Source organism: Parabacteroides sp. Marseille-P3160 (genome assembly GCF_900162725.1).
Lineage (GTDB): Bacteria > Bacteroidota > Bacteroidia > Bacteroidales > Tannerellaceae > Marseille-P3160.
This window is the reverse complement of record NZ_LT799418.1, coordinates 880,399-893,637: the sequence shown is the minus strand read 5'-3', so window position 1 is coordinate 893,637 and position 13,239 is coordinate 880,399. Positions and strand designations below refer to the sequence as shown.

Genomic DNA, 13,239 nt, shown 5'->3' with positions numbered 1-13,239 from the left:
TAATGTAAATTATAGCTAATTTGGCTGCGGATATTCAATAGAGTATCCGCAGTTTTTATATCTTTCCGGCTAATATTTACAAAATCATAAAGAATATGGACAAAAGTGCATTATATACGGGAGGCGGAGACAAAGGAATGACTTCGCTGGTCGGAGGCCAACGGGTTTCAAAAACAGACCAACGCATTGAAAGTTACGGGACAATCGACGAATTGAACTCTTTTATCGGCCTGTTGATTACGGAATTAAAGGACCGGAGGGATAGCGAGACTTTACTATTCGTGCAGCATAAACTCTTTACGATCGGCTCCTACCTGGCGACAGATCAGGAAGAAAAGGAGTTTAAGGTGGAAAGCGGCATTTCGGCAGAGAATATCCAACGAATAGAAAAGGAAATCGACCGCTTGGACGGTGATGTCCCCAAGTTACGCAAGTTCGTTTTACCGGGAGGTTGCCCGTCTGCGGCTCTGGCTCATGTATGCCGGACCGTCTGCCGGCGTGCCGAACGTCAGATTTACCGCTTGGCGGCGACAGCGACAGTGGAAGAACCTGTTTTGATATTTATCAATAGACTGTCTGATTATCTGTTCATTATGGGAAGACATGAGTGCTATATAAATCAAAAGGATGAAATAGTTTGGGATAATACTTGCATCTAAGAAATATTGTTCTATTTTTGCGAAAAAATTGAAAAGAACGAACTGTCATATGGCAGTATTAAAAACTTGAATGCTATGTATTGGACATTAGAATTAGCCTCAAAGTTGGAAGATGCGCCTTGGCCGGCGACCAAAGATGAATTGATCGATTATGCACAACGTTCCGGAGCTCCTTTAGAGGTCATAGAAAACCTGCAGGAAATGGAAGATGAGGGTGAAATCTATGAATGCATGGAGGATATTTGGCCGGATTATCCAAGCAAAGAAGATTTCTTCTTTAACGAAGAAGAATATTGACTAAATTAAAACAGCAGCTATAAAGTACGGCGGAGTAAGGAGATTTCTACAATCCCCTTATTCCGTTTGTTTTTTACAGAACAATACAATTTATCCCGTTTTTTGCAGTTACTATAAAAGATAATGTTGCTGGAATGTAGTATGAACCGATATATCCTGTCTCTTTTTTTAGCCTTTCTTTTTACGGGTATCGCCCGGGCCCAATATGACGCCCAGTTCAGCCAGTATTTTATGGCGATGGGGTATTATAATCCGGCCTATGCGGGAGTGACAGGAGATCTGAATACAATGGCGCTCTACCGTATGCAATGGGTCGGCATGGAAAGAGCTCCCAAATCTATTTTCGCGACAGCGGATATGCCTTTGCGGTTAGGGAAGACCAATCACGGAGTAGGCGTGACTTTCTTTTCTGAATCAATCGGATTGTTCCAGAATATACATTTATCGGGACAATATGCCTTCAAGTTCAAGTTATTCGGAGGCAGCTTGAGCCTGGGGTTACAAGGAGGCATAGCAAACCGTTCTTTCGACGGGAGCAAGGTAAAACTATTGGACTCGGACTATCACCAATCGACCGACGAAGCGATTCCCGCAAACGAGGTGAACGGTATGGCGCTCGACATCAATGCCGGATTCTATTACACACATAAGAATTTCTATCTGGGAGCGGCGGCTACCCATATCACGGAGCCGGAAATCGATTTCACGGAAACGATTACGACATACATAGGAAGAGCCTATAATTTTACCGCCGGATACAATATAAAGACGGGAAATCCGTTGTTTGAATTGCAGCCTTCTGTTTTCATGAAAACAGACATGCAAAGCTTTCAAGCGGATATTACCGGAAGAGTGATCTATAACAAAATGTTTAACGGAGGCGTTTCATGGCGTGTAAACGAGTCAGTCGTCTTACTGTTGGGGGCAACTTTCGAAAACATACAAGTAGGATATGCCTATGACTATCCGACTTCGCCTATCATTAAGGCGAGTAGCGGAAGTCATGAAATTATGGCCCGATTCCGGATTAATCTGAATAAGACGAAAAGTGGAAAATTTAAACACAAAAGTGTACGCATATTATAAGCATATATGAAAAAGATTTTAATCGTACTAATGGCAGGAGTATTGCTTTCTTCCTGTGGAAGGTCTCTTTCAGGAGCCGGAGGAGAATTGACCGGAATCAAATCGACTGCCTTTAACGAGCCCACTCCCTATGGGATGGTGCTGGTAAAAAGAGGGGCTTTTTCTATGGGACCGTCGGATAAAGACAGCCTCTGGGGCATTAATCCGGAAACCAAAGGCGTTTCCTTCGAAGCCTTCTGGATGGACGAAACTGAAGTGACAAACGCCAAATACCGGCAGTTTGTTTACTGGGTACGTGATTCCATCATCCGCGAACGTTTGGCGGATCCGGCTTACGGAGGTATGGAAGAATACAAAATCACCGAAGACCGGTATGGCGACCCGGTGACTCCCCATTTGGACTGGTCCAGACCCATTCCCTGGAAAAGAGCGACGGAAGAAGAACAACGGGCTATTGAAAGCGTCTATTATACCAATCCGGTTACCGGAGAAAAAGAATTGGACCCCAAACAGATGGTCTACCGTTACGAATGGTACGATTATACGGCTGCTGCCCTACGCCGCAACCAACTCGACCCGGCAGACCGGGTACGGAATACCGACCAAAGCGTCGACCCGAATGAGGTGGTTTACATATCCAAAGATACCGCCTATATCAATGAGGAAGGGCGGATCGTCAATGAAACGATAACCCGCCCGCTGAGCAGCGAATGGGATTTTCTGCATACGCGAATGGTTCAGGTGTGCCCGGATAAAACAGCGTGGATCAACGACTTTACCAATGCGTACAACGAGCCTTATCTCCGTATGTATTTTACCCATCCGGGATATGACGATTATCCGGTGGTGGGCGTTTCCTGGGAACAAGCTACGGCGTTCTGCGTCTGGCGTACCAACTACTATCTGCAATCTCTGAGCCTGCCTCCGGGACAAGCGATAGAGTCTTTCCGTTTGCCGACGGAGGGGGAATGGGAATATGCCGCCCGCGCCGGGAAAAACGAAAACAAATATCCTTGGGCGACCGACGAATTACAGAACGGCAAGGGGTGCTTTATGGCTAACTTCAAACCGGGAGAGGGCAACTACACGGAAGACGGCCATCTGATCACCTCCCGGGTCGCGTCTTTTGCACCGAACGAATTCGGCCTGTATGATATGGCCGGCAACGTGGCCGAATGGACTTCTACTACCTATTCAGAGTCAGGCCCCCGCCAGATGAATGATATGAACCCGGATCTCCGCTACGATGCAGCAAAGGAAGATCCGTACGAAATGAAGAAAAAAGTCGTACGCGGCGGCTCGTGGAAAGATGTCGCCCAATTTATACGTTCGGATATGCGGACGTTCGAATATCAGAACGAGACCCGCTCTTATATCGGCTTTCGTTGTGCACGTACGCAAGTAGGTTTCTCACGTTCAAAAGGTAAATAAAGTAAAATATAATTTCAACAGAAATGGGAGTACATAGAAGATACAAAAATATAGTGGAGATGTTTCTCGCGAGCGAAAGAGGGAAACGAATCTTAAACTTCGGATATAGCTGGGGAGCTTCCGTCGTTATCCTGGGAGCGATGTTTAAAATCCTGCACCTTCCCTATGCAAACTGGGTGATCGGAATTGCCATGACCTTCGAAGCCATCATCTTTTTCATTTTCGGTTTCGAACGGCCGTCGGAAGATTACAACTGGGAAGCAGTTTTTCCCGTACTAAAATCCAAGAATCCGTTGGATCGCCCTAATTTTGAGAACGGAGGGAACGGAAATGGGCAAGCTGTACATATCGCCGGAGCAGGCGCAGACGGAGGCGCACAGACAGTTCTCATCGCCGGAGGAGCTATTCCGGCAACCGGCGAAAACGTCCCGGGCGGCATTATCGGAGGAATCGGGCATGTCGGTGTGGACGTGAACGAAGAAGATGCAAAAACGCTGACGGAAAGCATTAAAAAGCTGAATGGCGCTGCCGAGCAGATCTCCAAAATGGCGGATTTGACCGAAGCGACCCAAAACTATCTGGAACAAATTGCCGCCATGTCCCGGAATATGGAACGTTTTAGCCAGGTGACCACCTCCCTGTCGGACGTCTCCGATACGCTTCTCCAATCTTACCAGGCCATCACGGATAATTCGGATAATATAGACCAGAACTCCCGCGGTTACGTCAATCAGATGGAACAGCTGAATCGCAATATTTCCGGATTAAACACGATCTATGAAATACAATTAAAAGGAATAAGTTCCCAGATCGATAACATCGAACGGATCAACAATGGGCTGAGCCGAATCCGGGATATGTATGACGGATCCGTTACGGACAGTACCCTGTTCCGTACCGAAAATGAAAAGATGGCGCAATTATTATCTCAGTTGAATAACGTCTATAGCCGGTTGCTGCAGGCTATGACGATCAATATGCCGGCGGGAGGATACAATAATCCTTACCAGCCGAACCAGGGGCCGTCCTATCCCCCCTCCTCCAATAACCCCTATTCAACGAATCCGGATCAACACAGAAGATAATAATATCAAATTAAAAGAATAAAATGCCAGTAGCAAACAAACCCAATTCTCCCCGTCAGAAGATGATCAACCTGATGTATCTGGTGTTCATCGCCATGATGGCTATCAATGTTTCGACAGAAGTATTGGATGGCTTTGAATTGGTTGAAAGCAGTCTGAGAACGTCCATCGAAAATGCGACCCACCGTAATACGCTTGTCGCAGACGATATGGAAGCCTATTTCAAAAGCAATCCGGAAAAGGTGCGGGAATGGTACGAGAAAAGCAAGGAAGTGCAACGTCGCTCGGATAGCTTATACACTTATATAGAAGAATTAAAACGGAAAATCGTAAAAGAAGCGGACGGCGAAAAGGGAGATCCCCGGAATATAGACCACAAGGATGACCTGGAAGCCGCTTCCCGCGTGATGCTGGCGCCGGTTACCGGTGAGGGGAAGAAACTGAGAGGTACTATTGAGGACTACCGGAAGATGATCGGACAGATGTTACTAACCGATACCGCCAAATTACGTATATTGGAATCGACCCTTACGACGCAAGCTCCGCGAAAGGCGGGTCTGAATATCCGGACATGGGAGACGGCCTTATTCGAAAACATGCCCGTTGCAGCAGCCATCACCCTGTTGACTAAATTGCAAAGTGACGTACGCTATGCCGAAGGAGAAACCCTTTCAAGCCTCCTGAACAGTGTGGATGTAGGGGATTACCGCGTGAACCAGATCGTTGCCCAGGTGATTCCCCAAAGCCAGATCGTGATGAAAGGGAGTCCGTACAGGGCTAATATCGTCCTTTCGGCTGTCGACTCTACCAAACGTCCCCGTATTTTTGTCAACGGCAAAGCCTTGCCGGAACAAAGCCAAGGGCTTTTTACCGTGAATACCGGTGCAGTCGGAACCTTTCCGATCAAAGGATATGTCGAATTGCCGGGCAGTGACGGAGGCATTGTCCGCCATAATTTCGAAAGTGAATACTATGTAACGGAGCCGACGGCTACCGTGGCGCCGGTACTGATGAACGTACTTTATGCCGGCATCGAAAACGAAATCCGGATTGCAGTTCCCGGCGTACCGAGCGGCAACGTAACGGCGACCATGACAAACGGTACGCTGACCAAACGCGGCGACCTGTGGGTTGCCCGCCCTTCGAAGGTAGGGACAGACGCCATTATCTCGGTACATGCGCGGATGTCCGACGGACGGAATCTGGAAATGGCGCAAAATACATTCCGCGTACGGCAGTTGCCCGACCCATTGCCTTATCTGGAATATAAGGATGCAAGCGGCAACCTGCGCCGCTTTAAGGGAGGAACCATCGCGAAACGGAGCCTGGTGGATGCGGAGGGTATCTTCGCCGCCATCGACGACGGGATTCTTAATATCCAGTTCGACGTAATCAGCTTTGAATTGACATTCTACGATTCAATGGGAAATGCTATTCCAGAAGTAGCCAACGGATCCAAGTTTTCCCAACGTCAGAAAGACCGGATCCGGAATCTCTCCCGGGGGAAACGGTTCTATATTGCCCGCGTCGTAGCCAAAGGGCCGGATGGCGTCCAACGCACCTTGCCTGTTATTGAAGTAATTGTAAATTAAAAAGATATGAAACGCTTGCCTTATATATTATTGGCTTTATTAGTCGCCAGTCTGTCCGCAACGACCTTACAGGCGCAGGAAACCCAACGCCGCTCTCCCCAGTTGACCCGGGGGGAAGACCGGAAAAAAGCGGAGGCCGAAAAAGAGTCCGGACTGCCGGAATTGACCGTCCGGGCCCAGAACAGGAATGAGCAGTTGACGCAGGAAATAGGACGGGCCCGCTGGATGCGCGTAATCTACAGGGAAGTCGACCTGACAAAGGAACAGAATGCGCCTCTTTATTATCCCACGACTCCGATAAACGGAATGATGAACCTCTTCACCTCCATCTTCAAACTGGTAACCGAAGGAAAATTGACCGTGTACGAGTATGTCGGGGATTATGAGCTTTTCGACGACAATCATAAACTACCTCTGAAAGACATGTTGGACAAATTTCACATCCTGTATGACGAGATTCCGTCCAAAGGCTCCGAACCGGCGCATTACGTCATCAACGAGAGCGATATTCCATCCAATGACGTCAAGACTTTTTATGTAAAAGAGGCATGGTATTTCGATCAGAACAATTCTGTTTTCGACGTAAAGACCTTGGCGATCTGCCCCATCCTGACTGACAATGCGGAATACGGCGAACAGAAGATGCCGATGTTCTGGCTGCCTTACGAGGAGATTCGCCCTTATATCTCGAATTCATACATCATGACTTCCAACATTAATAATGCGAAGACTTTTACCATTGACGATTATTTTCGCCGCCGGATGTTCGACGGTGAAATCATCAAAACGGAAAACCTGATGAATATCGCTTTGCAAGCCTACTGCCCCACTCCCGATTCCATGAAACGGGAACAGGATCGCATCGAAAAACAACTGGCGACTTTCGAAGAATCACTTTGGTTTAAGCCGGATTCCACTTTATTGACCGATGCGGATAAGAAAGAGGCTAAAAAGTCAACCAAACGTTCCGTTCGGGAAGGCGGCGTAAGCGCTGCCAGCAAATCAACAACAAAGGGGGAAACGGTAAAAGCGCCCAAGCAACCGGCTGCACAGAAATCATCTCCGGTACGAAGCGTACGCCGGCGCCGCTAAGGTGGTGGTACCAATTGGCAGGAGATATTAGTCTTGAATCAAGGGCGGACATTCTCCTGCATCCACTTTTCCGCCTCGATGATAGTTTCCGGCTTGCCGAGATCGATGATCGAAAGCTCTTCCTTGGCAAAAGCCCGGATCGATTCCTTGGCGCAGACCGATAAATAGAAATTGATAATCGAGAACTTCCCTGTCCACTCTTCCATCAACCTGAAAATACGGGGTGATATCACATGGATACCCCCGAAGGCGTACTCTGCGTACTGTGAAGGATCAAAATGGGGATAGTGCGATTTCACTTCGCCGGTATCCCGGTTTCTCCAACCACAAAGTTCGTCTTTCTCATTAAACAAAAGGTAGCGGGATGTTACCCGCCGGCTGACCAGCAACGTGGCCAGCGACTGTTGTTCCAGATGGGAACGATAGAATTCCCCCAAATCAAGTGTGGAAAAAATATCGACATTATGGACCAGGAAAGGTTCTTCGCCTTGAAGAAACGGTTGCGCTTTTTTAAGCCCTCCCCCGGTATCGAGCAGATAGTCCCGTTCGTCCGAAATATCGATATGCAGTCCGAAATGCTGGTTGGCATTCAGGAAATCAAGAATCTGTTCGCCGAAATGATGGATATTGATCACAAGCTTATCAAACCCGGCGGCTTTGAGTTTGAGGATCACATGTTCCAGCATCGGCTTGCCTGCCACTGGAAGTAGCGCTTTCGGGCAGGTATCCGTCATAGGTTTAAGCCGCGAGCCCAAACCGGCTGCAAAAATCATTGCTTTCATATCTCTAAGTTAAGTGTCTATCTCTTTATTCCCTTTATCCGGGATATTGTCATAACGGATTAAAAGTCTGTTCCATATTTTGCTCACGGTGAATAAGGTGCACCTTGATCCCACCGAATTTTTCATGTAAGTGCTCAGCCAGATGTTGTGCCGAATAAACCGAACGGTGTTGGCCTCCGGTACATCCGAAACAAACCATCAGGTTTGTGAATCCGCGCTCTATATAACGCTTAACGGAGGCATCGACCATCACATACGCCTGCTGCAAAAAGTCGGAAATTTCGTGGTTGGATTCGAGGAACTGAATCACCGGCTCGTCCAATCCCGTAAAATGATTGTATCGTTCGTATTTCCCGGGATTATCGATGGCGCGGCAATCGAAAACGAAGCCTCCGCCGTTGCCGCTGGGATCGTTCGGTATGCCTTTCTTGTAAGCGAAACTGACGATCTTCACCTCCAGTATCCGCTTGCGGATATCCTCGGAAAACTGCTTTAACTCAGTTAGGTTCCGCAAGACGGAACAAAGATACGGATATTCCGGATAATCTTCCTGAAGCAGTTCGCGGAGATTGTTCAAGGCAAAGGGAACACTCTGGATGAAATGTGGTTTCTTTTCAAAATAGCCGCGGAAACCGTAGGCTCCCAACACTTGTAACGTACGGAAGAGAATGAAATGCTTCAATTGGCTGAAGAAATGCCCTTCGTCCACCTCCGTATAGTTCCGTAAGGACTGCAAATAATCCTGCAACAACTCTTGCCGCAGTTCGTGGGGATATTTAGCTTTGGCCTGCCAGAGGAAAGAGGCTACATCGTAATAGACCGGCCCCTTGCGCCCGCCCTGGAAGTCGATAAAATAGGGTGCCCCCTCCTTTACCATCACATTCCTCGACTGAAAATCACGGTAGAGAAAGGTGTTCGACGTATTTTGAAGCAGGACGTCGCTCATCTTCTGGAAGTCGTCTTCCAGCCGGTTTTCCTGAAAATCCATGCCGGTCGCTTTCAGAAAGCAATATTTGAAGTAATTCAGATCCCAAAGAACGGAACGGCGGTTGAATTCCGGCTGCGGATAGCATTGCGAAAAGTCGAATCCTTCGGCTCCCTTATATTGGAATGCCGGCAATAAGGCGACGGTCTTCCTCAACAGTTCCCGCTCTTCCGAACTGTAGACGCAACTGGTGCGGCCCTTTTCTATTGCCTGGAAGAGCAGCATATCACCCAGATCTTCCTGCAGATAGAACGATTCGTCTTCCGAACTGCAATAGACCTCAGGTACCGGTAATCCTTTTTCCTTAAAATGCCTTGCCATATAAAGGAAAGCGTGATTTTCCTCTTTCGAAGTACCACTGACGCCAATCAGCGTCTGCCCCTCTCCCCGGATACGAAAATAACGCCGGTTCGACCCGGAAGAAGGAAGTTCCGTGATATTCGTTACAGAGGATCCTGTAAAAGACTGGTAAAGCTGAGTTAAACCTTCGATGACCATTGTTTCATTGTTATCATGTTGCGAAAGTACGACATAATGATAAAAGTGCAATAAAAAAAACAGATTTGCTTTACCTCTTGCGTCAAATTAATTCTTCCATCCGCCATACCGTCCGAACGGGAAGATTAACTATTTACAAAGTCGCCACCCAATTTACCCATAGTTACCACTGCATCCTTTCTTTGTCGCCACCAGGGCAAACTCCTGTTATGTTCGGCGGAAGCTCCAGCTTCCGTCGGTGATAAAAGCGAGGCTCCCGCCTCGCAATGATTATCCTTTTTAAGGATTGGCAAAGCGGGAGCTTTGCTTCCAACACGACGCAGTGAGGACACACCGTCGAACAAAGGGATAAATGATTTAATCGGAAGCAGATAACCTGAGAACCAATTCTTTCAGTTGCGAACGGCTGATTTTACCCGTTTCTGTCAAGGGAATTTTTTCTACCCGGACATATTTCCGGGGAATATGGTAAGGGGGAAGCGCCTGCTCCAAAGCAAGGCGGTCGGCGACAGGACGCTCCGTCACAAGCACCACAATCTCTCCGAACCGGACGTCTGGCAAAGAGGTCACCGCAAAGGGAGGCGGAAGGAGCGGAGCCAATAGCCGTTCCATCTCTTCTATCTGAATTTTTATACCCCCGCTGTTAATGACATTGTCCTTTCGTCCGAGAATACGGAAACGTCCGTCCGGCAACAGTTCGGCAATGTCATGGGTCACCAGCCGTCCCTGATGTACCAATGGCGCCTCTATACAGAGCGTTCCTTCCTCCGAAAGCGACAGCATTACAGAATCAAAAGGGGTATAGTAAGGCGACGCCTCCGTCCCGTTTACCCGTCGGAGCGCAATATGGGAAAGCGTTTCGGTCATTCCATAGGTGGAATAGACCGCATTCGGAAATGACCGGAGCCCAACCTCTACCTGCGGATCGATCACGCCGCCGCCGATCAATAGCACATGGATAGCCGACAACCGCTTTCGTTCCGGTTCATTCTGCAGGCTGTTGAAGACCTGCAAAGGAACCAGGGCGGCCAAATGGAATGGCCGAGAAATGGATCGGAGCGGGTGGCCGGAAGGCACCACCGGATAGAGATCGAGCCCGGCGACCAACGCACGCACGACCATCATTTTGGCAGCAATATAACGAAGAGGCATACACAACAAGGCGCTGTCCTTCGGTCGAAGCCTGAGAAAGGCGCATGTCATCCGGGCGCTCTGCCTCATCCGTTCTTTCTCCACCTGCAGGACTTTCGGCGCACCGGTCGAGCCGGAGGTTTGCACGGAGAGAAAAGGAGAGGCGGAAAACCAATCCTGCAGGAACTCCCCCAACTCCCGGTGATATGGGGAGCGGGAGGCAAAGTCAGGCATCTCTCCCCCGGTGAAATCAGCGGCGGTATAAGTGACCCCTTCGACCCGGATGCATGGTTCGTCGCGTGGCAAAACAGGCATGGCTACTTCAGGGATTCAAGTGAAAACACCGGCTTTTCCGGACGGAACCAAAGGTTGTCGCCCTCGACCTCAAGCGGCATCTCAGGATTATCGGTATATAAGCCGCCGGTACCCAGGCCTTGAGGCATCAACGGATCCAATGTGGCGCACCATTGGGCGATGGCGTTCAGTCCTATATTGGATTCCAACGCCGAAGTGATCCACCATCCGGTCAGCCTTTCGTTTGCCAAACGGATCCATTCGTTCGACCCGGAGATTCCTCCGTGCAAGGTCGGCTTCAAGATAAGATACTGCGGGCGAATCACATCCAGTAATTCGGCTTTTTTCAGAGGATCGTGAATGCCGATCAGCTCCTCGTCCAGCGCAATCGGCAAAGGCGTTTCCCGGCATAAACGGGCCATCTCCTCCCAATGCCCGGCTGGAATCGGTTGTTCGATGGAATGAATGTCCAGCTCCGCCAGCCGGTTTAATTTTTCCAACGCATCCTCCGTAGTAAACCCTCCGTTGGCATCCACCCGCAGCGTGATCTTGTCCGAAGGGTAACGATCCCGGATCTGCCGGAGAAGCTGAAATTCCTCCTCAAAACAGAGGGCGCCGATTTTCAACTTTATGCAACGGAAACCTCGCCTGATCTTGTCTTCCGCCTGCTTCAGCATCTGTACCGGCGTCCCCATCCAAACCAAGCCGTTGATCGGAATGCCGGCCTCTCCCTTCGAAAAGGGTGTTTCCCAGAGCGTAAAACTTTCCCGTTGATAATGTCGGAGGGCCGTCTCGATACCGAACAACATGGAAGGATAAGGGTGCAGCGATTCCCTGTCCAGTAATCCGGCTTCCAACTGTACGCAAAACTGGCGGAGCTTCTGTTCGTAATCCGGCAAGTCGTCGCAACTGAGATCAGCCAGGGGAGCGCATTCTCCAATGCCCCAGTGCTTCGTGCGGATAGAGTCGTAAAGGACCACATACCAGACGGGATGCTCGGAATAAACACCGCGCGACGTACCGGCAGGCTGTTTGAAATGAAGCGTATAAGAAATAATTTTTGTCTTAAGAGCCATTTCGAATCGATTAAGGGAATTTGGGGAATTGCTTGAAGTCAGGCTTCCGCTTTTCCAGAAAAGCGTTTTTCCCTTCCTGAGCCTCCTCGGTCAGGTAGTAGAGCAGAGTGGCATTACCGGCCAGTTCCTGAATTCCGGCCTGGCCGTCCAGTTCGGCATTCAGCCCCATTTTAATCATACGCATCGCCATCGGGCTGTGTTGCATCATCTCCTTGGCCCATTGGACAGTTTCATCTTCCAGTCGGTCGAAAGGAACGACAGCATTCACCAGTCCCATCTCCAATGCTTCCCGGGCAGAATACTGCCGGCAGAGGAACCAGATCTCCCGGGCTTTCTTCTGCCCGACGATACGAGCCAGGTAGGAAGAACCGAACCCGGCATCAAAGCTACCTACCCGGGGACCGGTTTGTCCGAAGATCGCATTCTCCGATGCAATGGAAAGGTCGCACACGACATGAAGCACATGACCGCCGCCGATCGCATAACCATTGACCATTGCGATGACCGGTTTCGGCATGGAGCGGATCAGTTTCTGCACTTCCAATACTTGCAGGCGGGGCACTCCGTCTTTCCCTATATAACCGCCTTTCCCCTTGACATGCTGGTCTCCGCCGGAGCAGAAGGCCTTATCACCGGCTCCGGTCAGGATGATCACATAAATATCCTGGTTTTCATGGCAGAGCCGGAGGGCGTCCGCCATCTCCATCGTAGTAGTCGGCGTAAATGCATTGCGATAACGCGGACGATTAATTGTAATACGGGCAATCCCTTCGTAGAAGTCGAAGAGGATATCTTCATATTCCTTCAGGGGCGTCCATTCTCTTTGTGTTGCCATCTTATTTATTTTTTAGTTGATGATAATAGGTTTGTATGATCTGTTTGCTTAAAGTCATGTCCGTATGTGCTTCCAGAAGGATGGAAGCCGGGAGGTTTTCCGAGAAGAAGTCTTCGAAAGCCTCCTCCAAAGAGGCATTGTTTGTCGCCTCGCGGTAAATCATTCCGGCCGCTTCCGCCCATTTCTGCGCTCCGGCGGCATGGCCGGCCGCTACGTAGTGTTCCAGGGAAGCCGATTTGTTCAGTCCGGGTATCATATGGAAAATGCCTCCTCCCCCGTTATTGATCAGGAGAATCCGCAAGTTGGAGACCGGCCGGCTGTCCCAGAGTGCGTTCAGTCCGTAAAAGAAACTCAAATCGCCAATCAGCAGATAGACCGGCTCGTCCGTAACGGAAG

13 protein-coding genes and 1 pseudogene are annotated in these 13,239 nt (G+C 49.3%); 7 read left to right on the top strand and 7 right to left on the bottom strand.

All coding sequences use genetic code 11. The features are described from left to right. The first annotated feature begins 95 nt into the window (after window positions 1–95). From BQ8014_RS03650 to gldN, 7 genes are all read left to right on the top strand, one after another. Window positions 96–659, top strand: a complete 564-nt coding sequence (locus BQ8014_RS03650) for a cob(I)yrinic acid a,c-diamide adenosyltransferase (protein WP_080903172.1) — start codon at window positions 96–98, stop codon at window positions 657–659. A gap of 75 nt (window positions 660–734) precedes the next feature. Further along, complete coding sequence (locus tag BQ8014_RS03645; protein WP_005633363.1) at window positions 735–956, top strand: DUF2795 domain-containing protein; 222 nt, start codon at window positions 735–737, stop codon at window positions 954–956. 141 nt (window positions 957–1,097) lie between these two features. After that, on the top strand, window positions 1,098–2,042 hold the full coding sequence (locus tag BQ8014_RS03640) for a PorP/SprF family type IX secretion system membrane protein (RefSeq protein ID WP_080905795.1): 945 nt from the start codon (window positions 1,098–1,100) through the stop codon (window positions 2,040–2,042). Window positions 2,043–2,048: 6 nt separating this feature from the next. Further along, complete coding sequence (locus BQ8014_RS03635; protein ID WP_080903171.1) at window positions 2,049–3,473, top strand: T9SS ring complex lipoprotein PorK/GldK; 1,425 nt, start codon at window positions 2,049–2,051, stop codon at window positions 3,471–3,473. A gap of 23 nt (window positions 3,474–3,496) precedes the next feature. After that, a complete protein-coding gene (gldL, locus tag BQ8014_RS03630; protein WP_234997973.1) occupies window positions 3,497–4,558 on the top strand; it encodes a type IX secretion system motor protein PorL/GldL in 1,062 nt (353 codons plus the stop codon). 23 nt (window positions 4,559–4,581) lie between these two features. Then, window positions 4,582–6,150 carry a type IX secretion system motor protein PorM/GldM gene (gldM, locus tag BQ8014_RS03625; RefSeq protein ID WP_080903170.1) on the top strand — a complete coding sequence of 523 codons (1,569 nt, stop codon included), beginning with the start codon at window positions 4,582–4,584 and terminating at the stop codon, window positions 6,148–6,150. Window positions 6,151–6,156: 6 nt separating this feature from the next. After that, the gene (gldN, locus tag BQ8014_RS03620) at window positions 6,157–7,242 is read left to right on the top strand and encodes a type IX secretion system ring subunit PorN/GldN (protein ID WP_080903169.1); all 1,086 of its coding nucleotides are present in this window, start codon (window positions 6,157–6,159) and stop codon (window positions 7,240–7,242) included. A gap of 38 nt (window positions 7,243–7,280) precedes the next feature. On the opposite strand, the gene BQ8014_RS03615 is transcribed toward gldN, so the two are convergent. From BQ8014_RS03615 to BQ8014_RS03590, 7 genes and pseudogenes are all read right to left on the bottom strand, one after another. After that, window positions 7,281–8,024, bottom strand: coding sequence for a nucleotidyltransferase family protein (locus BQ8014_RS03615; protein ID WP_080903168.1), 744 nt, complete (start codon window positions 8,022–8,024; stop codon window positions 7,281–7,283). A gap of 49 nt (window positions 8,025–8,073) precedes the next feature. Then, window positions 8,074–9,507 carry a RapZ C-terminal domain-containing protein gene (locus tag BQ8014_RS03610; RefSeq protein WP_080903167.1) on the bottom strand — a complete coding sequence of 478 codons (1,434 nt, stop codon included), beginning with the start codon at window positions 9,505–9,507 and terminating at the stop codon, window positions 8,074–8,076. Window positions 9,508–9,632: 125 nt separating this feature from the next. Beyond that, window positions 9,633–9,851, bottom strand: coding sequence for a hypothetical protein (locus BQ8014_RS19080; RefSeq protein WP_139785065.1), 219 nt, complete (start codon window positions 9,849–9,851; stop codon window positions 9,633–9,635). Window positions 9,852–9,864: 13 nt separating this feature from the next. Beyond that, a complete protein-coding gene (locus tag BQ8014_RS03605; RefSeq protein WP_234997972.1) occupies window positions 9,865–10,953 on the bottom strand; it encodes an AMP-binding protein in 1,089 nt (362 codons plus the stop codon). Between the two features lie 2 nt (window positions 10,954–10,955). Continuing rightward, window positions 10,956–12,008, bottom strand: coding sequence for an o-succinylbenzoate synthase (locus tag BQ8014_RS03600; protein ID WP_080903166.1), 1,053 nt, complete (start codon window positions 12,006–12,008; stop codon window positions 10,956–10,958). A gap of 10 nt (window positions 12,009–12,018) precedes the next feature. Beyond that, entirely contained in the window at window positions 12,019–12,843 is an 825-nt protein-coding gene (menB, locus tag BQ8014_RS03595; RefSeq protein WP_080903165.1) for a 1,4-dihydroxy-2-naphthoyl-CoA synthase, read from the bottom strand. A 1-nt stretch (window position 12,844) separates the two neighbouring features. Beyond that, window positions 12,845–13,239, bottom strand: a pseudogene (locus BQ8014_RS03590) (2-succinyl-5-enolpyruvyl-6-hydroxy-3-cyclohexene-1-carboxylate synthase); the annotation flags it as partial.

Excerpts from the sequence above, each read along its gene's own strand:
- BQ8014_RS03645 (WP_005633363.1), top strand. The coding sequence starts at position 735 with ATGTATTGGACATTAGAATTAGCCTCAAAGTTGGAAGATGCGCCTTGG.
- gldM (WP_080903170.1), top strand. The coding sequence starts at position 4,582 with ATGCCAGTAGCAAACAAACCCAATTCTCCCCGTCAGAAGATGATCAAC.
- menB (WP_080903165.1), bottom strand. The coding sequence starts at position 12,843 with ATGGCAACACAAAGAGAATGGACGCCCCTGAAGGAATATGAAGATATC.
- BQ8014_RS03640 (WP_080905795.1), top strand. The coding sequence starts at position 1,098 with ATGAACCGATATATCCTGTCTCTTTTTTTAGCCTTTCTTTTTACGGGT.
- gldL (WP_234997973.1), top strand. The coding sequence starts at position 3,497 with ATGGGAGTACATAGAAGATACAAAAATATAGTGGAGATGTTTCTCGCG.
- BQ8014_RS03615 (WP_080903168.1), bottom strand. The coding sequence starts at position 8,024 with ATGAAAGCAATGATTTTTGCAGCCGGTTTGGGCTCGCGGCTTAAACCT.
- BQ8014_RS03600 (WP_080903166.1), bottom strand. The coding sequence starts at position 12,008 with ATGGCTCTTAAGACAAAAATTATTTCTTATACGCTTCATTTCAAACAG.
- BQ8014_RS03605 (WP_234997972.1), bottom strand. The coding sequence starts at position 10,953 with ATGCCTGTTTTGCCACGCGACGAACCATGCATCCGGGTCGAAGGGGTC.
- BQ8014_RS03635 (WP_080903171.1), top strand. The coding sequence starts at position 2,049 with ATGAAAAAGATTTTAATCGTACTAATGGCAGGAGTATTGCTTTCTTCC.
- BQ8014_RS03650 (WP_080903172.1), top strand. The coding sequence starts at position 96 with ATGGACAAAAGTGCATTATATACGGGAGGCGGAGACAAAGGAATGACT.
- BQ8014_RS03610 (WP_080903167.1), bottom strand. The coding sequence starts at position 9,507 with ATGGTCATCGAAGGTTTAACTCAGCTTTACCAGTCTTTTACAGGATCC.
- gldN (WP_080903169.1), top strand. The coding sequence starts at position 6,157 with ATGAAACGCTTGCCTTATATATTATTGGCTTTATTAGTCGCCAGTCTG.